A 20,786-nucleotide genomic window follows, 5' to 3' on the forward strand; every position below is an offset into this window, starting at 1 on the left:
TTAGCGACGTTCGGCGGCTAACGGATTGTCATCATTCGTGTCTGTGTCGTCACGCAGTCGAAAATCATCGTCCTGCGCCGTCGCCTGTTCAACCAGTTCCGGATTAATCTCGCGTTTTACCTCCACCCCAAGGTGGCGAAACGCCTCGGCCTGCGTAAGCAGGTTGCCGCGCCCGGTGGTGAGCTTTTTCATCGCCTGTCGGTAGTTTTCCTGTGCTTTATCGAGGCTTTGACCGATAGCCGACATGTCATCCACGAAAAGACGCATTTTGTCATATAAGCGGCTCGCACGTTCAGCAATATGCTGCGCATTACGGCTCTGATGCTCATAGCGCCAGAGGTTGGCGATAGTCCGCAGCGCCACCAGCAGCGTGGTCGGGCTGACCAGCATAATATTGTTTTTCAGCGCTTCGCTAATCAGTTCGGGCTGCCTGTCCAGCGCCAGCAGAAAGGCGGGTTCCACGGGGATAAACATCAGGACGTAGTCCAGCGATCGTAGCCCCGGTAACTGCTGATAGTCTTTACGACCCAGCATGCGGATATGGTTACGCACCGCCGCAATATGCTCCTGCAGCGCGGTTTCACGGGTGTAGTCATCTTCAGCGTTAAAGTAACGCTCGTAGGCCACCAGCGTCATTTTGGCATCCACCACCACGTCCTTACGGTGCGGCAGGCGCACGATAACGTCCGGCTGCATACGGGAGTTCGCGTCCGTATTGATGCTGACCTGGGTTTCGTATTCATGCCCTTCACGCAGGCCAGAAGCCTCTAATACGCGCGTGAGCACCACTTCCCCCCAGTTACCCTGGGTTTTGTTGTCGCCTTTTAGCGCGCGGGTCAGGTTGACCGCTTCCTGCGCCATCTGGGCGTTGAGCTGCTGGAGGTTACGAATTTCATGTGCCAGCGTGTGACGCTCGCGCGCCTCCTGCCCAAAGCTCTCCTGCACCTGACGGCGAAAACCATCAAGCTGCTCACGAAGCGGCGTGAGCAGGCCGTGCAGGCTTTGGCGGTTTTGTTCTTCCACCCGGCGATTGCTCTGTTCGAAGATGCGGTTGGCCAGGTTTTCGAACTGCTCGCTCAGGCGCTGCTCGCTGTTGAGCATCAGGCGGTACTTTTCGTCGCCGTGCTGACGTGTGGTCTCCAGCAGCGTGGTGACTTCCCGCAGGTCGACCTCCAGCGAGGCGTTTATTTCTCGCAGGTTACGCAGCTCGTTATTGAGCAGCTCGCACTCTTCCCGCCAGTGGGCGTTCTGGGCAACCTGCTGTTTTGCCGCACTCAGCTCACCGTACACGTCGCGTTCTTCAGCCAGCTGTTCGGCACGCTGCTGCGCCACGCGATAGCTCGCCGCCAGCCAGCCAATCACGATGCCCGCCAGCGCGACCAGCGCATAAATCACCACGGCAATATCCACAATGCCCCCTGCATAAACCGGTTATCTGCACAAAATAGAATTGTGCTGTATAAACGTCCAGTTTTAAAGCGGTTTCCTGCGAGCCTCCACGCAAAAAGAGAGAGATGAACCTGCAGAGTGCTATTTATATAATAAGTAATATTTCTCATATCATTTTCAAAAATTATTTAAACAGCAAGGAAAATATACAACGAAAGAGTAATAACAAATATATATATTACAAAAATATATTTATAATGTCATTGCCTGGCAACATAAATTACCATACCCTTAATAAGTATATTATTCCAGGCAACTACAGCAACGCCTAATAATATAAGAATAAATTTATTAGTTATTAATCCCAATGAGCAATACGACTATAGAACATAGATAGCAACCATAAACATGGAGAATATTATGGAATTTAGCACATGGATAAAAAAGAGAATTGCAGGTGAAAATATTAGCCTTGGCATTCCTAAGGAACAGCAAAACCTGAACGGCTTAATCCTTGAAGAGGCCATTGCTTTTCATATTGCATGGCGTGAACGCTGGATTACCGCCCTGCGAGAGCATCGGGAAGATGAGTTTGATGCTGCACAGGTCTCTAACGATGCGTTGTGCCAGGTTGGTGAATGGATATATAACGAAGGCAAGTCATTAGCTAAACATCCTGAATATGAACGCTTTCGTGAACTCCATGCACAGTTTCATCAATGTGCCGGTTCTATTGTGTCGCTGCATCAGAAAGGCCATTTTATGGAGGCGTTAGCGACTGTAAAGAATGAACTGATGCCATTGTCAGAAGAAGTGGGATTATCTCTGGGCGAGTTATTAGAAGCCTCACAACATTAAGCTGCCGAATATAAAAAAGGCCTCGTATGAGGCCTTTATACTTGAGTATTTCTTTACAGCAGGCGGCGTGCCGCTTCCACCACGATTTTCACCGCGTGGCTTTCAGTCTGCTTCATCGTCTCAGCATTCGGGATTTCTTGCTGGGTACGGTTAACGATAACGCCAGCAACCATCCCCGCACGCAGACCCTGGCTTGAGCACATGGTCAGCAGCGTCGCGGATTCCATCTCGTAGTTCATTACGCCCATTGACTGCCACTCTTCCATCGAGCCTTTGTAGTTTCTCACTACACGGCCGGAGAAGGTGTCATAGCGTTCCTGACCCGGATAGAAGGTATCGGAAGAGGCGGTTACGCCGATGTGCGTGGTCGCACCTACGGCTTTCGCCGCTTCAACCAGCGCAGTCGTACACGCGAAGTCAGCGACTGCCGGGTATTCCATCGGCGCAAAGTGCAGGCTCGCCCCATCCAGACGGACGGATGCGGTGGTCACCAGAACGTCACCGACGTTGATATGCGGCTGAATGGCGCCGGTGGTGCCTACGCGCAGGAAGGTGCGGATACCCAGTTGGGCCAGTTCTTCCACGGCAATAGAAGTGGATGGACCACCGATACCGGTAGAGCAAACGATCACTGACTTGCCATCAAGTTCGGCACGCCAGGAGGTAAATTCACGGTGAGATGCCAGTTTTACCGGCTTTTCCATCAGCGCGGCGATCTTTTCCACACGTTCCGGGTCACCTGGGACGATAGCGAGTGTAGCCCCTTGAAGGTCGCTTTTGGTGAGGCCGAGATGAAAAACATCAGACTTGGACATAAAGAACTCCTCTGTGGTTCAGTTTTGTCAGAAGAAGCAAAAATGTACTTTATAGAAGACCACAACATCTTTTCGTGACCACAATCACTAAGAATTAAAAATATTACATTAAATTCCACGCAATTAGTGATTTACATCACATTAACAAGTTATTGTTACTCCCTGCTGACCAAAAATACGCCGCATTCAGGCAATGTGATTTGGCTATGAGTTCATTAAAAGGGTACGGAGAATGCCATGACAACCAACAGACAACCTGGATTTGCCCCTGCGGCTTCACCTCACGCCTCAACCACCGTTCATACGCCCGAAGAGGCTATCTCAGCGGGAGAAACCTCTATTCCTTCACAGGGTGATACGCTGCCAGCGTACTACGCTCGCCCTAAGCATAGCGATGCGCCGCTGCCGGTAATCATCGTAGTGCAGGAGATTTTTGGTGTCCACGAACACATCCGCGATATTTGTCGCCGTCTGGCGCTAGAGGGCTATCTGGCTGTCGCACCAGAGCTCTACTTCCGTCAGGGCGATCCGAACGATTATGACGATGTCCCCTCGCTGTTTAGCGGCCTGGTGTCCAAAGTCCCCGACGCGCAGGTGCTGGCCGACCTCGATCACGTCGCCAACTGGGCGGCACGTAACGGCGGTGATGCCAGCCGTTTATTGATGACGGGCTTTTGCTGGGGTGGCCGCATTACCTGGCTATACGCCGCACATAACCCGCAGCTCAAAGCCGCCGTTGCCTGGTATGGCCGTCTGGTGGGTGACAAAACGCTGAAGATGCCGAAAAACCCGGTCGACATCGCGGTCGATCTTAGCGCCCCGGTGCTAGGTCTGTACGGTGGCCAGGACACGGGGATTCCGCTGGAGTCGGTTGAAACGATGCGCCACGCGCTACGAGCGGCCAATGCAAATGCCGAGATCGTGGTTTACCCGGAAGCCGGTCATGCGTTCAACGCCGATTACCGCCCGAGCTATCATGAAGAGTCAGCGAAAGATGGCTGGCAGCGTATGCTGGCGTGGTTTGCGCAGTACGGCGGGAAAAAAGGCTAGTTCCCTTAGTAAAGGAAACCGGAGGCGTTAGCCTCCGTTTGATTTTTTAAGCCTGACGCAGGTTCTGCGCCGCTTTGACCATGTTCGCCAGTGCAGCACGGGTTTCTGGCCAGCCACGCGTTTTCAGACCACAGTCCGGGTTAACCCACAGGCGCTCCGCCGGAATGCGCTGCTCGGCTTTCTTCAGCAGAGCCTCAATCCACTCCACGCTTGGTACGTTCGGCGAGTGAATGTCATAGACGCCCGGCCCGATTTCATTCGGGTAGTCGAACTCTTCGAATGACTCCAGCAGCTCCATATCGGAACGGGAGGTTTCGATAGTGATCACGTCCGCATCCAGCGCTGCAATGGAATCCATGATGTCGTTGAACTCGCAGTAACACATGTGGGTGTGGATTTGGGTATCATCCTGCGCCACCGCGGCGTTAATGCGGAAGGCTTCCACGCCCCACTCCAGGTAGGCGGCCCAATCGCTACGGCGCAGCGGTAGACCTTCACGCAGTGCTGGCTCATCGATCTGGATGATACCAATACCGGCCGCTTCCAGATCCGCCACTTCATCACGCAGCGCCAGCGCAATCTGCTTAGCGATGGTTTCACGGGTCACGTCTTCACGCGGGAAGGACCAGCAAAGAATCGTGACCGGACCGGTCAGCATCCCTTTCACCGGTTTGTCGGTCAGAGACTGGGCATACTTCGCCCACTCCACGGTGATCGCTTCCGGTCGGCTCACATCGCCGATGACAACGGGCGGCTTCACGCAGCGAGAACCGTAGCTCTGCACCCAGCCGTTCTGGGTAAAGACGAAGCCGTCGAGGTGTTCACCAAAGTATTCCACCATATCGTTACGCTCGGCTTCACCGTGCACCAGCACATCGAGCCCCAGACGCTCCTGCTCGACGATCGCCTGCTTAATGTGTTCGGCAATGCCGGTGCGGTAGTTATTCGCGTCCAGATTCCCCTTTTTGAAATCCAGACGCAGGCCGCGAATCTCGGTGGTTTGCGGGAAAGAGCCGATCGTTGTGGTCGGCCAGGCCGGAAGATTAAAGCGCGCGCGCTGCGCTTCAGCACGTACAGGGTAAGCGCTAGTACGCTGGCTGTCTTTGGCGGTAACCGCCGCCAGACGCCGTTCCACTGCCGCATTGTGCACGCGGGTTGAGTGACGGCGAGCCTGAATCGGTGCGCTCCACTCAACCAGAGCCGCCGTGTTGCCGGTGTTCAGCGCATCACGAAGCAGCGCCAGCTCACCGCATTTTTGCAGGGCGAAGGCGAACCAGCTCTTCACTTCCGCGTCCAGGCGGGTTTCAACGCTCAGATCGATAGGACTGTGCAGCAGCGAGCAGGAAGAGGCGACCCAGAGGTCACGTTTACCCACCAGCGCTTTAATCTGCGCATATTTTTCAGTAAGGTCGGCGCGCCAGACGTTGCGGCCGTTAATCAGGCCAGCGGAGAGCAGCCAGTCAGCTGGCAGGCGCTGATGCAGGGCTTCAACGTCATCTTTACCGTGCACCAGATCAACGTGCAGACCCTGTACCGGCAGCGTAATAATGGTTTCCAGATTCGGCGTCACACCCTCGAAATAGGTGGTGAGCAGCAGTTTCACCTGCCCCTGCAGCGCATCATAGGCCGGCTTAAATGCGTTCAACCATTCCTGCGGCAGTTCCAGCACCAGCGCAGGTTCATCAATCTGCACCCACTCAATACCGCGCTTCGCCAGTTCAGCCAGCACCTGCTGATACACCGGCAGGATGTCGTTTAGCAGGGTCAGGCGGTCAAACTGCTCACCCTTCACTTTGCCCAGCCACAGATAGGTAACCGGCCCCAGCAGGACAGGCTTCACGTTGTGGCCAAGCGCCAGCGCTTCGTCAACTTCGTCCAGCAGCTGGGTCCAGGTCAGCTTGAACTGCTGGCCTTTAGTGAATTCAGGCACCATGTAGTGATAGTTAGTATTAAACCATTTGGTCATTTCTGCCGCCGCCGCAGGTTCACCGGTCGGTGCGCGCCCACGGCCAATACGGAATAAGGTGTCGATATCGACGGAGCCATCTTTGTTCTGATGGCGAGCCGGGACGTTGCCCAGCAGCAGGCTGGTGGTCAGCACGTGATCGTACCAGGCGAAGTCGCCCACCGGCAGCAGGTCGATACCCGCCTGCTTCTGCTGCTCCCAATGACGGGCGCGCAGTTCGCGGCCAACGGCCAGCAGTTCTTCACGGGAGGCGTTACCCGCCCAATAGCTCTCTTGCGCTTTTTTCAGCTCGCGACGCAGGCCAACGCGAGGGAAACCGAGGGTGTGGTTTTGAATAGTCATCATATGCCTCTCTTAAGTGTTTAAATCCTTTGGATTTTCAATTTAGGGAAGGCGGCAAGTTTATGAATCCCCGGGAGCTTACTTAAGTAAGTGACTGGGGTGAATAAACGCAGCCAACGCACCATAAATTTAAAAGACGAAGGATTTTAGCCGTCCAGATGTTTACACATCCATAATCGACAGGTACTGTATATTCCTCAAGCGCAAATTGTTCATGCCGAAGTGAAGGACTTTCATGATCGAAATTAAACATCTGAAAACGCTCCAGGCGTTGCGGAACAGTGGTTCTCTGGCGGCCGCCGCGGCGACGCTGCACCAGACCCAATCCGCCCTGTCTCACCAGTTCAGCGATCTGGAACAGCGCCTTGGCTTCCGGCTATTCGTACGTAAAAGCCAGCCGCTGCGCTTTACCCCACAGGGGGAGATTTTGCTGCAGCTGGCAAACCAGGTGCTGCCGCAAATCACTCAGGCGCTGCAGGCCTGTCATGAACCACAGCAAGCCACGCTGCGTATCGCCATCGAATGCCATAGCTGTATTCAGTGGCTGACGCCCGCGCTGGAGAATTTCCGCAAGCAGTGGCCGCAGGTTGAGATGGACTTTAAATCCGGCGTCACCTTCGACCCGCAGCCTGCACTACAGCAGGGCGAGTTGGATCTGGTGCTTACCTCAGACATCCTGCCGCGCAGCGGCCTGCACTACTCGCCGATGTTTGATTTTGAAGTGCGCCTGGTACTGTCGCCGGATCACCCGCTGGCGGCCAAAGCGCGCATCACGCCAGAAGATTTGGCGGCAGAAACGTTGTTGATTTACCCGGTACAGCGCCAGCGTCTGGATGTCTGGCGTCATTTCCTGCAGCCTGCTGGCGTCAGCCCACAGCTGAAAAGCGTTGATAACACGCTGCTGCTGGTGCAGATGGTCGCCGCGCGGATGGGCATTGCCGCTCTGCCGCACTGGGTGGTGGAGAGTTTTGAGCGCCAGGGTCTGATTGTGACCAAAACCCTGGGCGAAGGATTGTGGAGCCGGCTGTACGCCGCCGTGCGCGATGGCGAGCAGCGTCAGCCGGTGATGGATGCGTTTATTCGCTCAGCGCGGAATCACGCTTGCGATCATCTGCCGTTCGTGAAGAACGCGGAGCGACCCAATGGCGATGCACCCACAGTGAGGCCAGTATCACCGCAGCCCCTGTAAGGAAGCTCGGCCAGTGGGGCTGTTGATGCCAGATTGCCAGGTTCACCAGCAGCCCTGCGGGCACATGCATGTTGTTCATAATGCCTAAGGTGCCCGCATCCACCTGCGTGGCGCCGTAGTTCCACATAAAGTAGCCAATCCCCGAAGCCACCACGCCAAGAAATACCAGAATCCCCCACTGCGGCAGAGTCTGCGGCATTTTCTGCGCGTTACCGAGCAGCATCCAGGCCACCGTCGCCACCAGAAACGCCCCGAGATAGAACCAGGCAAAAGCGTTATGCTGCGGCATTGGCCGGGTCTCCATCAGGCGCTTATAGCCCACCATGCCGATGGCAAAGACGATATTGGAGAGCTGCACCAGGATAAGGCCGGTCCAGAAATGGTTAGTGATGTGGTCGTAACGAATAATCCCCGCACCAATCACCGCCAGCAGCGCACTAAACGCGTAGCTCCAGCGCAGGCGGCGTCCGCTCATCAGGTCGTAAATCAGCGTGATGTAGAGCGGCGTGAGGACGGTAAACAGCAGCAGCTCGGAGACGGTCAGGTAGAGATAAGCATGGAAGCTCAGCATATACATGATGCCAAGCTGCATTGCGCCCACCAGCATATACAGGCCAACGGTTTTCAGGCTGTGCCCACGGGTGCGAAGAAACGGCAGGAAGACCAGCGCCGCCAGGCCCACGCGCACCAGCACCGCAAAGTAACTGTCGACGTGTCCGGCAAGGTACTCGCCGTAGAAGCTAAAAGAGAAAGCCCACAGAATCGTGGTAATAATCAGGAGCGCCACAATGAATGTCTCATAGGAAGAGGAGCATTCATTGTAGCGGAGTTACCGGTTGACAACTGACCAATAATTAGTCATTTGTTGATAATTAACGCAGGTACATGTCGCGCAAGAAATGTGGTACCGCATCATCGGCGTTCGATCCGATCACTTCAAGCTCCGGATGCAGGTCTTTCAGACGCTGGTGCGCGCCCTCCATAATGCAGCCTTTACCTGCCATCGACAGCATTTCGGCGTCATTCATCCCATCACCGAACGCGATGCAATCTTTAAGGGTATAGCCCATCGCTTTCGCCACCGCTTCCAGCGCATGGCCTTTCGACACGCCGCCCGCCATCACTTCCAGACAGGTGAGCGTGGAGAAGCTGACGTTGACGCGATCGCCCCAACGCGCGTTAATCGCCTGTTCCAAAGGCAGCAGCGTTTCGTGATCGTTGCAGGTGAAGAACACCTTGCTGACCCCTTCCGGCTCCAGCATACCCGGCTCATACAGGGTGTAGTTGAATACCGCTTCCTTGAAGAAACGCATCTCTTCCGGGCGATGACGGTTCATAAACCATTCGTCTTCACGGTAAACGTTGGTGACGATATCCGGGTTGTCATTCACGATGCCGAAGAGATCGGCGGCAATATCACGATCGAGGTTATGGGCGAAAACCTGTTTCCCATCGGCATCGTGCACGCGCGCGCCGTTGGAGGTGATCATGTAGGATTTGATCCCCAGATTATCGCGAATCTGGCCTACGTCGATGTAATGACGTCCGGTCGCAAAGACGAAGTTCAGGCCGCGCTCGGTGAGCAGCTTTAGCGTCTCTTTCGCGTACGGCGTTAAGTGGTGGTCGGGGGAGAGTAAGGTGCCATCTAAGTCAGACGCAACAACCTGGTACATATTCGAATTTAACCTCTAAACAGTGCGCCGCTGGCGCCGAATTAACGATGTCGACGGAAAAAATCGACGATGGCAGTGAGTGCGACTGAGCGCATAGCGTCCTTTTCAAAAAGGATCTCATGATAGGCGCCCTGTATGACAAGCGGCTTACCGCCATCACAAGGGTGGCCCGCTTCGGCGCGGATTTCGCAATAACGATCGTGCATGCGATTATCAACGACGCGTTCCTCCTCTGCCTGAATCAGCAGAACGGGGAACGTCTCTTTTGCGGCATCGGCGAGGATTTGCTCCCCTGCCAGGATACCTTCTCTGACCCAGTGATACGTGGGGCCTCCCACGCGCAACCGGGGTTCATCGGCATAAAAACGGACGTTACGCCGATAGCGTTCGCGACTATGGGTCAGTACATTAATGCCAAACGGCAGCGCGTGCCATCGGCCCGTTCCCATTGCATACCCTTCCCGAAGACGCTGATGGCCCTCAGCCCAATCGAGAAGTGGCCTTACTACCCATTCCGGCAGGCGCATAATAATCCCGAACATCGGTGCACAAAGCGCGATAGCATCACAGCCTTGCGGATTACGCTGTAAAAACTGCGTGGCGATGGCACCGCCCATCGAGTGAGCGAGAATAAATCGCTGCCGCCAGTGCCCTGGCAGCACCTGCTGTTGCCAGAAGGCCGCAAGATCGTCAACGTAGTCGCTAAATTTCGCCACGTGGCCGCGATGGGAGTCAGACAACATGCGCCCGGAGCGCCCCTGACCGCGATGGTCGATAATCAGCACATCAAAGCCGCTATGGAACAGGTCGTACGCCAGCTCGGCATACTTCACGTAGCTCTCAATTCGCCCAGGACAGACCACGATCACGCTGTCGTGCGCAGGTGAACTGAACCGAACAAATCGTACCGGAATGCCGTCAACGCCGATAAACTCCGCTTCCTTCCGCCCTCGCCAGAAATCCATCAGCGGGCCGGTCGTAAAGGCAGCAAACGCGTTTTCTCTTGTATTCCAATCCTTTTGCTGTTGAAACATCGGGCTTCCACCCCTGCTAACCGCTGAAAATCATTTTTTTGTGACGCCTGACACAACGCCAGGACAATAGCGTATTGTGGCATAAAAACAGACAATCAGGGAGTTTCTCATGACCTTCGAATGGTGGTTCGCCTACCTGCTCACATCCATAATTCTTAGCCTTTCGCCGGGCTCAGGGGCGATCAATACCATGACCACCTCCATTAACCACGGCTATCGCGGCGCGGCGGCATCGATTGCCGGCCTGCAAACCGGCCTGGCGATTCACATCGTGCTGGTTGGCGTAGGCCTGGGTACCCTCTTCTCGCGCTCCCTGCTGGCCTTTGAGGTGCTGAAGTGGGCGGGGGCGGCGTACCTTATCTGGCTCGGCATTCAGCAATGGCGTGCGGCAGGCTCCATCGACCTGAAAACGCTGGCGAAAACGCAAAGCCGCGGCAAGCTATTCCAGCGTGCGGTGTTCGTGAACCTGACCAACCCGAAGAGCATCGTGTTCCTGGCCGCGCTGTTCCCACAGTTTATCGTGCCGCATCAGCCACAGGTTATGCAGTATCTGGTTCTTGGGATAACGACTATCGTCGTCGATATCATCGTGATGATTGGTTACGCCACGCTGGCACAGCGGATTTCGGCATGGATTAAAGGGCCGAAGCAGATGAAGGCATTGAATAAGGTGTTCGGTTCGCTGTTTATGCTGGTAGGTGCGCTGCTGGCGTCGGCGCGCCATGCCTGAATGCGGCACGCAAATTTTTGTCGTGGGAGTCGCTAACTGACAAAATCGCGCGAGCGGCGGCGCATCCCGGAAAGAAGCCTGGAATAACCGCTACACCACAAAAAGCCTGAGTGCCAGAATGCCGCCAGACTTTTCATTCACGGATGATAAACGATGGCGGAGACAGCCACGCCGCATGACGCGGTGTTTAAAACCTTTCTCTCCTGCGCCGATACGGCGCGGGATTTTATTCGCCTCCACCTGCCCACTCAGCTTCTCCAACTCTGCAAGCTAGAGACGCTACGGCTGGAATCGGGGAGCTTTATCGAAGACGATCTGCGCCCCTACTTCAGTGATGTTATCTATTCGCTGCAGACCACTACCGGTCACGGCTATGTCCACGTCCTTATCGAACACCAAAGCACGCCGGATAAGCATATGGCTTTCAGATTACTGCGCTACGCCGTTGCCGCCATGCAGCGCCATCTCGAAGCCGGTCATAAAACTTTACCGCTGGTGGTTCCCATTCTGTTTTATCACGGCAAACGCAGCCCTTATCCCTGGTCGCTAAACTGGCTGGATGGGTTCAGCGACCCCGTCGCTGCACGTCAGCTCTACACCTCACCTTTCCCGCTGGTGGATATTACGGTTATCCCCGACGACGAGATTATGCAACACCGCAGCATGGCAGCGCTGACGCTGGTGCAGAAGCATATCCGGCAGCGGGATATCGCGTTGCTACAAGACAAGCTAGCCAGTTTGTTCATTCTGGGACACATGAGCGGACAACAAATAACCGTGCTAGTAAACTATCTGATACAGGCCGGACAAACCCAGGATGTTCAAAAACTATTGTATGGACTGGCACAGCGCGTGCCGCAGCATGGAGAAAAGTTTATGACTATGGCAGAACAGCTACGTAAAGAAGGGATTCAGGAAGGTAAACTCGTCACTTTGCGAAATGTGGCAAAAGCAATGCTAGCGCGGGGTTTTGATAGCAACCTCATCACTGAGATTACCGGGCTTTCCGCCGATGAACTCCAGCAACTCCGCCAATAAACACTGTATAGCCCACCCGATAACGATACCGAGTGGGCCAATCTCTTAGCGAGAAATAATCAGGTGAATGCCGAAGCCCGCGAACAGCGTGCCCGCCACGCCGTCGATCCACTTCGCCGCGCGCTGGTAGCCGCGACGCATTGCAGGCAGCGCAAACAGGCTCGCCACGACGGTAAACCAGGCCAGCGTTTCGAGGATAATCAACAGGAAAATCCCCCAGCGCTCGCCCGCACTGACGTTGTCACCGACAAACAGTGAGAACACTGAACCAAAGTAGATAATCGCTTTTGGGTTGGCGAGATTCGTCAGCAGGCCCTTCATAAAGCTGCGTCCGCCCTGAGCCAGTTCGACCTGCGGTTCTTCCGCAGCGTCAGACGGCTCTTTCTTCAGCGCCCCGCGCAGCATCTGGTAGCCCATCCAGCACAGGTACAGACCACCACCGACCATAATGATGGTGTGCAGCCACGCCATTTTTTCGATAATCAGATGCAGGCCGAGCAGCGCAACGCCCGCCCAGACCATCACACCACAGGTGATCCCTAGCACGCCCATCATCGCTTCTTTGCGCGAGCGGCTCACGGCGGTCTGGGAGACAAAAAAGAAGTCCGGCCCCGGGCTCATCAAGGCAATGATGTGCACCAGCGCGACGGTCAGGAATAACGTAATCATGATAGGCCTACCAAACGGGACGATAAATTCGCGGAAAAGAGTACAGTGAGTCACCATCTTTGCACTTTTTCCGCAAACTGACTACTCCTCGTCGTCACCGTCGACGTGAGCGCGAATCAGCGCCAGGAATTCACGACCAAAGCGTTCGAGTTTACGCGTGCCCACGCCGTTGACGCTGAGCATATCGCTTGGGGAGATAGGCATCTGTTCTGCCATTTCAATCAGCGTCGCGTCGTTAAAGACGACGTAAGGCGGGATATTTTCTTCATCGGCAATGGCTTTACGCAGCTTACGCAGCTTCGCAAACAGCTGCTTGTCGTAGTTACCCACAGCCGCTTTCTGCATCACGCGCGGCTTCAGCGCCACAATACGCGGCACCGCAAGCTGCAGCGGCACTTCGCCGCGCAGCACCGGACGGGAAGCATCGGTAAGCTGTAGCGCCGAATGTTGGGCTATGTTCTGGGTGACGAAGCCTAAATGAATGAGCTGACGAATGACGCTGACCCAGTGTTCATGGCTTTTGTCGCGCCCCATGCCGTACACCTTGAGCTTATCGTGGCCGAACTCGCGAATACGCTGACTGTTGGCACCGCGAATGACCTCAACGACGTAGCCCATCCCAAAGCGCTGGTTAACCCGGCCAATGGTGGAGAGCGCAATCTGCGCATCCTGCACGCCGTCGTACTGTTTCGGTGGGTCGAGGCAGATATCGCAGTTGCCGCACGGCTCCTGACGGCCCTCGCCAAAGTAGTTAAGCAGCACCAGACGACGGCAGGTCTGCGCTTCGGCAAACGCCCCCATCGCGTTGAGCTTATGCCGCTCGATATCCAGCAGCATGCCCTCTGGCTTTTCTTCCAGGCAGCGGCGCAGCCACGCCATATCGGCCGGATCGTAAAACAGCATCGCTTCCGCCGGTAGGCCATCGCGCCCGGCGCGGCCGGTTTCCTGATAGTAGGATTCGATATTGCGAGGGATGTCGAAGTGCACCACGAAACGGACGTTGGGCTTGTTGATACCCATCCCGAAGGCCACGGTAGCCACCACGATTTGCAGATCGTCACGCTGGAATTTTTCCTGCACGTCGGCGCGCACGGTGTTTTCCAGCCCGGCATGATACGCCGCTGCGCTGATGCCACGGCTTTGCAGGCGAGCCGCGGTGTCTTCCACCTTCGCACGGCTATTGCAGTAAATAATGCCGGATTTGCCCCGCTGCTCCTGCACGTAGCGCATCAGCTGATCGAGCGGTTTAAACTTCTCCATCAGCATGTAGCGGATATTCGGGCGGTCAAAGCTGCTGATTTGAATCAGCGGGTCATTCAGCCCCAGCAGGCGCACAATGTCGCTACGGGTAGTGTCATCGGCGGTGGCGGTCAGCGCCATAAACGGCAGCGCGGGGAAGCGCTGACGCAGCTGGCCAAGGGCCGCGTATTCCGGGCGGAAGTCATGCCCCCACTGCGAGATACAGTGCGCCTCATCCACCGCCAGCATCGCCGGATTCCAGTGCGCCAGATGCTCAAGGAAGTTATCCAGCATCAGACGTTCCGGGGCGATATAGAGCAGGCGAATCTGCCCGGTACGGCAGCCGGCCATCACCTCTTGCTGCTGTTCGCGGGTTTGGGTGGAGTTGATACAGGCCGCCGCCACGCCGTTCGCCAGCAGCTGATCGACCTGGTCCTTCATCAGCGAGATCAGCGGTGAAACTACCACCGTCAGGCCGTTAAGCACCAGCGCAGGAATTTGATAACACAGCGACTTACCGCCGCCGGTAGGCATCACGACCAGGCAGTCGCGCCCTTCCAGCACGGTGTCGATAATGGTTTCCTGGCCAGGGCGGAACTGCTGGTAGCCAAAGGTCTCTTGCAAAACCTGCTTAGCCAGCGATTCCTGATTTAAAACTTCCGCCTGTGCCACATTGACCCCATTACCGTTAAATAAAAACAGGCGCTATTTTCAGCGCCCGCGTGCCAAACTGCAACGTTTTAGACGAATTCCTTCGGCCATGCTCGCAACAAACCGCAGGAATTGCTCTTAAAACAGGTCGTTAAGCATGACCCCAACCCCAACGCGAGTCTGGTTAAAGTTATAGTCGATAAGCGATTCGCCATAACCGCTGTACACCTGAGTATAGAGGCGAACGTGCTTAGTGACCGGATAGCTCACGCCCAGTTCCGCGCCGCCGTAGCCGGTGTTCCAGTTGTATTGCCCCTGCGCACTGAGCACCGCGTCGCCCAGCTGGTAGCCGATTTTCAACCGGTAATAGCCCATATACTTGGTGATATCCGGGTTATCGTCGGTATCGCCAATCACGTACCAGGGCTTCACCTCAACCAGCCAGTTGCCGTTTTGCGCCATCAAACGCGTATAGAGTCGGTTCCAACTGCGGGAAGTGGGATCTGAGCGGCCGTTGGAATCATGGTTATAGCCCATCTCAACGTCGCGAAGCGTCCAGCCCGCGAAGCGATAATCGGTAGCAAAGCCGAGGAAAAGCTGCGGCTCATAGTTGGTCTCACGGAACGGCGAAGACTCATCGCTGTTGGAAAGCTGCCACCAGGAACGTTGGGTGTAAGACGCTGCCAGTACCGAGTTATCCCCCAGAATGCCGCGCCACAGCGGGAAGGCCAGGCTAAGCTGGAATTTCACCTCATCTTTGCGCGCATTCTCGGCCCAGTCGTAGGAACGAATCGCCTCTTTGTTGAGGTCGCTGGTCCAGGTGTAAAGCAGGTAGTTGCTTTCATAGGGGTAGAGCGTAAACGGGTTATCATGCTCCTGTAGAAGGTTGGCGATAATACTGCCGCGTACTGCCGGTGCATCGTACACCTCTTTAATTGTCGCTTCCTGTGCCAACGCCGCGACAGGCAGCAGCAGCGCCAGTAGCCCACTGAGTGAGATCCGCATCAGTCAACTTCCCCTGAGATATATGCAAATAATGGATAACAAATTGACACGTATTCTACCTGTTTACGCTGTTCTTGCTCATCAAACCTTTCTGAAAGTAGAAATCAACATTCAATCGGCATAAAATCAACATTTTATTAACAATGAAATGTAAGGTCACTATGTCTGCAGAACTCACCGCGGAAGCCGCACTCAAGCTGGTTGGCGAAATCTTTGTCTACCATATGCCGTTCAACCGGGCCCTGAATCTGGAGCTAGATGTCTACGAAAAGGCGTTCGCACAGCTGAGTTTTAACAACCAGCCGATGATGGTGGGCAACTGGGCGCAAAGCATTCTGCACGGAGGGGTGATCGCCTCGGCACTGGATGTCGCGGCAGGCCTGGTCTGCGTGGGCAGTACGCTGGCGCGTCATGACACCATCAATGAAGATGAACTGCGCCAGCGCTTGTCAAAGATGGGTACCATCGACCTGCGCGTGGACTATCTGCGTCCAGGACGCGGCTCGCGCTTTACCGCCACCAGCACGCTGCTGCGCGCAGGCAACAAAGTTGCCGTTGCCCGCGTTGAGCTACACAACGAAGAGAAAACGCATATCGCCAGCGCCACGGCGACTTATATGGTGGGATAACCGCCAGAATCGCGTAAAATTGCGTTACTTTTTCGAAATGGATGTTTCACATGGATCCCAAACAAACGCGACAGGGCGTGCTTCTGGCCCTTGCCGCCTATTTCATCTGGGGCATCGCTCCAGCCTACTTCAAGCTGATTTACTACGTTCCTGCCGATGAGATCCTGACCCACCGCGTTATCTGGTCGTTTTTCTTTATGGTGGCGCTCATTAGCTTTAGCCGCCAATGGCCGCAGGTTAAAACGCTGCTGAAGACGCCAAAGAAGGTCTTCCTGCTGGTACTGTCGGCGGTGCTGATTGGCGGTAACTGGCTGCTGTTTATCTGGTCGGTCAATAACCACCATATGCTGGAGGCAAGCCTCGGCTACTTTATAAACCCGCTGGTGAATATTTTGCTGGGGATGATTTTCCTCGGCGAGCGTTTCCGCCGCATGCAATGGGTTGCCGTCGCGCTGGCGATTTGCGGCGTGTTAGTCCAGCTATGGACCTTTGGCTCGCTGCCAATCATTGCCCTGGGGCTGGCGTTCAGCTTCGCCTTCTATGGCCTGGTGCGTAAGAAAATTGCCGTCGATGCCCAGACCGGCATGCTGTTCGAGACGCTCTGGCTGCTGCCGGTAGCAGCGATTTATCTGTTCGGCATCGCCGATAGCGCCACCAGCCATATGGGTCAAAATCCGTGGTCGCTGAACCTGCTGCTGATTGCCGCAGGCGTGGTGACCACTATCCCATTGCTGTGCTTTACCGGGGCGGCGACCCGCCTGCGTCTGTCAACGCTGGGTTTCTTCCAGTACATCGGCCCAACGCTGATGTTCCTGCTGGCGGTGACGTTCTACGGTGAGGTGCCGGGCGCAGATAAGATGGTGACCTTTGCCTTTATCTGGGTGGCGCTGGCGATATTCGTGATGGATGCGGTGTATACGCAAAGACGGGTGCGCCGGAGCTAGAAGATTGCCGGATGGCGAAGCGCCATCCGGCACGGCTATTACAGCCAGTTCTTGCGCTTAAAGTACAGGTACGGCGCAAGCCCGGCCAGAATCATAAAGATAATCGCGCCAGGGTAACCAAAGCTCCACTTCAGCTCCGGCATAAACTCAAAGTTCATCCCGTAGCTGGAGGCCACCAGCGTCGGCGGCAGGAAGACCACGGAGACCACCGAGAAGATCTTGATAATGCGGTTCTGCTCGATGTTGATAAAGCCCATCGCCGCCTGCATCAGGAAGTTAACCTTCTGGAACAGCGATTCGTTGTGCGGCAGCAGGGATTCGATATCTCGCAGAATCTCCCGTGCCTGCTCCAGCTGGCCTGCCGGCAGACGCGCCTTACGCACGAGGAAGTTCAGCGCGCGCTGGGTATCCATCAGACACAGGCGAACCTTCCAGCCGATATCTTCCAGTTCCGCCAGCGTCGAGAGCGCTTCGTCGTACTCATCGCCCTGATGCCCTTCCATAATGACGCGGCTTAGCTTTTCGAGGTCGCTATAGATGTTTTCGATTTCGTCCGCCAGCTGTTCGATCTTGGTTTCGAACAGGTCGAGCAGCAGTTCGTAGGCGTTACCGTCCGCCATCGCCTGGTTACGCGCACGCATGCGGTAGAGGCGAAATGCCGGTAGCTCACGCTCACGCAGGGTGAACAAACGCCCTTCGCGGATGGTGAATGCGACGGTGGAGTTACCTGCGTGATCGTCCGCATCTTCATAAAAGAAGAAGGAGTGAATGTGCAGGCCGTCTTCGTCTTCAAAAAAACGTGCGGATGCTTCGATGTCTTCCAGTTCAGGGCGCGTGGCCAGGTTCTGGCCCAAATCCTTTTGCACACGGTTTCGTTCGTCGTCATCTGGCTCGACTAAATCTACCCAAACCGAGCTGGCAAGATGATCGATCTCATCCGCCTCAAGACGCGTTAAACGATTGTTTTCCAGTTGAAATGCGCTCAGCATGACCGGGACTCCCAATGCAAAAAATTATCGGACAGCCGGTGGGCACACAGAAACTACAGGGGTTTCAGACCATTAAACAGCCTGACTCAATGCGACGGGAAATACGAGTCGCTGACAACCGCTAAGGCTATCAGCATAAGAGGATAGCCTTAGGAGTTGTTCCTGAATGACAGGAAGGTGAGCCAGCATCTACTGGGTGTGTCCAAGGCTTTGTCCTCTTAGCGTAATCGTGCGCGCATGTTACGCCAGCAAAAAAACGCCGTCAACACGCAACGAAACGCTAAGTTAGATTAATTACCTTCTCTTTATTAAGGCTAGCAGAAGGTGACAAAAATGTTATGTTTTTCTGAATGTTATACGTTTTCTAACCTGGCGTAAGCGGCCACCAGCCATTTAATTCCTTGCCCCTGGAAAGCGACCTGCAGTCGGCTATGTTCACCGCTGCCTTCCAGGTTGACGATGGTGCCTTCACCAAACTTAGCATGGCGTACACGCTGGCCAAGCTTATAGCCGGTGTCGTTCTCCGCCATTGGCGTGCCCATTCGCTGATGGCTGACCGGGCGGCTGACCGTCGCGCGCAGACGAACCTCTTCGACACAGGCTTCCGGCAGCTCGCCGATAAAGCGCGACGGGCGATGGTAAACCTCTTTGCCGTACAGGCGACGGGTTTCGGCGTAGGTCAGCGTTAGCTTCTGCATTGCACGGGTGACGCCGACGTAGGCCAGGCGGCGCTCTTCTTCCAGACGCCCGCCTTCATCCAGCGACATCTGGCTTGGGAACATCCCCTCTTCCATGCCGACGATAAACACCTGCGGGAATTCCAGGCCTTTCGCCGAGTGCAGGGTCATCAACTGCACCGCGTCCTGCCAGGTATCTGCCTGGCCTTCCCCGGCTTCCAGCGCCGCGTGGGAGAGGAACGCCTGCAGCGGCATTAAATCTTCATCTTCTTCGTTGTAGCTGAACTGGCGCGTTGCCGTGACCAGTTCGTCTAAGTTCTCGATTCGCGTCTGGCCCTTCTCGCCTTTTTCCTGCTCGTACATCATGCGCAGGCCAGAGTCTTTCACCACACGGTCGGTCTGCACGTGCAGCGGCATATCGGCCGTTTCCTGCGCCAGTGCGTCAATCAGCTCCATAAAGCGTTGCAGCGCGCTTGCCGCACGACCGGCAAGGGCTTTCTCCTGCAGCAGCTCACGGCAGGCCTGCCACAGCGTCAGCTGACGGTCACGCGAGGTCTGGCGTACCACGTCCAGCGTGCGATCGCCGATGCCGCGGGTTGGCGTGTTCACCACGCGCTCAAACGCGGCGTCGTCATTACGGTTGGCAATCAGGCGCAGATAGGAGAGCGCGTCTTTGATTTCCTGACGTTCGAAGAAGCGCATACCGCCGTAGATTCGGTACGGCATGCTGGCCTGCAGCAGCGCCTCTTCCAGCACGCGTGATTGGGCGTTGCTGCGGTAGAGGATGGCGCATTGCGTCAGCGCGCCGCCGTTGTCCTGCCAGGTCTTGATGCGGTTCACCACAAAGCGCGCTTCATCGAGTTCGTTAAACGCGCAGTAGAGTGAAATCGGTTCGCCGTCGGCGCCGTCGGTCCACAGCTTTTTGCCCAGGCGCCCGTTGTTGTTTTCAATCAAGGCGTTCGCGGCGCTGAGGATATTGCTGGTTGAACGGTAGTTCTGCTCCAGACGGATGGTTTCTGCACCGGGGAAATCGTTGAGGAAGCGCTGGATGTTCTCCACCTGCGCCCCGCGCCAGCCGTAGATCGACTGGTCGTCATCGCCCACGATCATCACCTTACCGGTGTCGCCCGCCAACAGGCGGATCCAGGCGTACTGAATGTTGTTGGTATCCTGGAATTCGTCCACCAGGATATTGGTAAAGCGTTCGCGATAGTGCTGCAGGATATGCGGTTTGTTGAGCCACAGCTCATGAGCGCGCAGCAGCAGCTCGGCGAAGTCCACCAGCCCCGCGCGGTCACACGCTTCCTGGTAGGCTTGGTAGACCTTCTGCCAGGTCTGCTCAACCGGGTTACCGTAGCTTTGCAGATGGTGAGGGCGCAGCCCTTCATCTTTCTGGCTGTTGATAAACCACATTGCCTGGCGCGGCGGCCACTGTTTCTCGTCGAGGTTCATCGCCTTGATCAGGCGCTTCAGCAGGCGCAGCTGGTCTTCGCTATCGAGGATCTGGAAATCCTGCGGCAGATTGGCGTCCAGGTGGTGCGCACGCAGCAAACGGTGCGCCAACCCGTGGAAGGTCCCGACCCACATGCCGCCCTGCGACGTGCCCATCAGCTCAGCGATACGGTGGCGCATCTCCGCCGCCGCTTTGTTGGTAAAGGTGACCGCCATGATGGAGTACGGCGAGCAGTTTTCGACGCTTTGCAGCCAGGCAATACGGTGCACCAGCACGCGCGTTTTGCCGCTGCCTGCCCCGGCGAGCACCAGCATATTGGTCCGCTCCGCCGCGACGGCTTCGCGCTGTTTATCGTTGAGGCTGTCGAGCAGGTAAGAAACGTCCATTGGCACCGCCGGAATCAACAGGGCCCAGTGGGACCCCTGGGAATTTATACAGAGTTGCTT

19 protein-coding genes are annotated in these 20,786 nt (G+C 55.8%); 7 read left to right on the forward strand and 12 right to left on the reverse strand.

Features of this window, described 5'->3' with window-relative positions:
- Window positions 1–1,410 (reverse strand): DNA recombination protein RmuC, encoded by a 1,410-nt coding sequence (rmuC, locus tag FHC49_RS07520; RefSeq protein WP_185669750.1) that lies wholly within the window; start codon window positions 1,408–1,410, stop codon window positions 1–3.
- A gap of 399 nt (window positions 1,411–1,809) precedes the next feature.
- Between rmuC and FHC49_RS07525 the strand changes: the two genes are divergently transcribed.
- Complete coding sequence (locus FHC49_RS07525) at window positions 1,810–2,247, forward strand: CZB domain-containing protein (protein WP_185669751.1); 438 nt, start codon at window positions 1,810–1,812, stop codon at window positions 2,245–2,247.
- 53 nt (window positions 2,248–2,300) lie between these two features.
- On the opposite strand, the gene udp is transcribed toward FHC49_RS07525, so the two are convergent.
- On the reverse strand, window positions 2,301–3,062 hold the full coding sequence (udp, locus tag FHC49_RS07530; protein WP_185669752.1) for a uridine phosphorylase: 762 nt from the start codon (window positions 3,060–3,062) through the stop codon (window positions 2,301–2,303).
- A 237-nt stretch (window positions 3,063–3,299) separates the two neighbouring features.
- On the opposite strand from udp, the gene FHC49_RS07535 reads away from it, so the two are divergent.
- Window positions 3,300–4,112 (forward strand): dienelactone hydrolase family protein, encoded by an 813-nt coding sequence (locus tag FHC49_RS07535; RefSeq protein WP_220439436.1) that lies wholly within the window; start codon window positions 3,300–3,302, stop codon window positions 4,110–4,112.
- Between the two features lie 46 nt (window positions 4,113–4,158).
- Here the strand turns inward: FHC49_RS07535 and metE are convergent, their stop codons facing one another.
- Window positions 4,159–6,420 (reverse strand): 5-methyltetrahydropteroyltriglutamate--homocysteine S-methyltransferase, encoded by a 2,262-nt coding sequence (gene metE / locus FHC49_RS07540; protein WP_220439473.1) that lies wholly within the window; start codon window positions 6,418–6,420, stop codon window positions 4,159–4,161.
- Window positions 6,421–6,655: 235 nt separating this feature from the next.
- Here metE and metR point away from each other — a divergent pair, with 235 nt between their 5' ends.
- The gene (gene metR, locus FHC49_RS07545; protein ID WP_220439437.1) at window positions 6,656–7,609 is read left to right on the forward strand and encodes an HTH-type transcriptional regulator MetR; all 954 of its coding nucleotides are present in this window, start codon (window positions 6,656–6,658) and stop codon (window positions 7,607–7,609) included.
- Here metR and FHC49_RS07550 read toward each other — a convergent pair.
- The 3 genes from FHC49_RS07550 to pldB form a co-directional block, all read right to left on the reverse strand.
- Window positions 7,497–8,396, reverse strand: a complete 900-nt coding sequence (locus tag FHC49_RS07550; protein ID WP_185669755.1) for a carboxylate/amino acid/amine transporter — start codon at window positions 8,394–8,396, stop codon at window positions 7,497–7,499. The two genes, metR and FHC49_RS07550, sit on opposite strands and share 113 nt — an antisense overlap.
- An 85-nt stretch (window positions 8,397–8,481) precedes the next feature.
- Entirely contained in the window at window positions 8,482–9,282 is an 801-nt protein-coding gene (yigL, locus tag FHC49_RS07555) for a sugar/pyridoxal phosphate phosphatase YigL (protein WP_185669756.1), read from the reverse strand.
- A gap of 41 nt (window positions 9,283–9,323) precedes the next feature.
- Window positions 9,324–10,316 carry a lysophospholipase L2 gene (pldB, locus tag FHC49_RS07560; RefSeq protein ID WP_220439438.1) on the reverse strand — a complete coding sequence of 331 codons (993 nt, stop codon included), beginning with the start codon at window positions 10,314–10,316 and terminating at the stop codon, window positions 9,324–9,326.
- A 109-nt stretch (window positions 10,317–10,425) separates the two neighbouring features.
- Between pldB and rhtB the strand changes: the two genes are divergently transcribed.
- Window positions 10,426–11,046, forward strand: coding sequence for a homoserine/homoserine lactone efflux protein (gene rhtB / locus FHC49_RS07565; protein ID WP_220439439.1), 621 nt, complete (start codon window positions 10,426–10,428; stop codon window positions 11,044–11,046).
- Window positions 11,047–11,199: 153 nt separating this feature from the next.
- The gene (locus tag FHC49_RS07570; RefSeq protein ID WP_220439440.1) at window positions 11,200–12,084 is read left to right on the forward strand and encodes an Rpn family recombination-promoting nuclease/putative transposase; all 885 of its coding nucleotides are present in this window, start codon (window positions 11,200–11,202) and stop codon (window positions 12,082–12,084) included.
- 45 nt (window positions 12,085–12,129) lie between these two features.
- Here the strand turns inward: FHC49_RS07570 and rhtC are convergent, their stop codons facing one another.
- The 3 genes from rhtC to pldA form a co-directional block, all read right to left on the reverse strand.
- Window positions 12,130–12,753, reverse strand: a complete 624-nt coding sequence (rhtC, locus tag FHC49_RS07575) for a threonine export protein RhtC (protein WP_220439441.1) — start codon at window positions 12,751–12,753, stop codon at window positions 12,130–12,132.
- A gap of 81 nt (window positions 12,754–12,834) precedes the next feature.
- The gene (gene recQ, locus FHC49_RS07580; RefSeq protein ID WP_185669760.1) at window positions 12,835–14,664 is read right to left on the reverse strand and encodes an ATP-dependent DNA helicase RecQ; all 1,830 of its coding nucleotides are present in this window, start codon (window positions 14,662–14,664) and stop codon (window positions 12,835–12,837) included.
- Window positions 14,665–14,781: 117 nt separating this feature from the next.
- Complete coding sequence (gene pldA / locus FHC49_RS07585) at window positions 14,782–15,648, reverse strand: phospholipase A (protein WP_220439442.1); 867 nt, start codon at window positions 15,646–15,648, stop codon at window positions 14,782–14,784.
- Window positions 15,649–15,809: 161 nt separating this feature from the next.
- Between pldA and yigI the strand changes: the two genes are divergently transcribed.
- Together yigI and rarD are read left to right on the forward strand one after the other, a co-directional pair.
- Window positions 15,810–16,277 (forward strand): acyl-CoA thioesterase YigI, encoded by a 468-nt coding sequence (gene yigI, locus FHC49_RS07590; RefSeq protein ID WP_220439443.1) that lies wholly within the window; start codon window positions 15,810–15,812, stop codon window positions 16,275–16,277.
- Between the two features lie 50 nt (window positions 16,278–16,327).
- The gene (gene rarD, locus FHC49_RS07595) at window positions 16,328–17,221 is read left to right on the forward strand and encodes an EamA family transporter RarD (RefSeq protein ID WP_220439444.1); all 894 of its coding nucleotides are present in this window, start codon (window positions 16,328–16,330) and stop codon (window positions 17,219–17,221) included.
- 38 nt (window positions 17,222–17,259) lie between these two features.
- Here the strand turns inward: rarD and corA are convergent, their stop codons facing one another.
- From corA to uvrD, 3 genes are all read right to left on the reverse strand, one after another.
- Window positions 17,260–18,210: a magnesium/cobalt transporter CorA gene (corA, locus tag FHC49_RS07600; protein WP_185669764.1), complete on the reverse strand. Its 951-nt coding sequence runs from the start codon at window positions 18,208–18,210 to the stop codon at window positions 17,260–17,262.
- 149 nt (window positions 18,211–18,359) lie between these two features.
- Window positions 18,360–18,416, reverse strand: a complete 57-nt coding sequence (ysgD, locus tag FHC49_RS24665) for a YsgD/CorL family protein (protein ID WP_368301982.1) — start codon at window positions 18,414–18,416, stop codon at window positions 18,360–18,362.
- 147 nt (window positions 18,417–18,563) lie between these two features.
- Window positions 18,564–20,726 carry a DNA helicase II gene (uvrD, locus tag FHC49_RS07605; protein ID WP_185669765.1) on the reverse strand — a complete coding sequence of 721 codons (2,163 nt, stop codon included), beginning with the start codon at window positions 20,724–20,726 and terminating at the stop codon, window positions 18,564–18,566.
- Window positions 20,727–20,786: the final 60 nt, after the last annotated feature.

The sequence above is a fragment of the Kluyvera sp. EC_51 genome (assembly GCF_019584505.1).
Taxonomy (GTDB): domain Bacteria; phylum Pseudomonadota; class Gammaproteobacteria; order Enterobacterales; family Enterobacteriaceae; genus Kluyvera; species Kluyvera sichuanensis.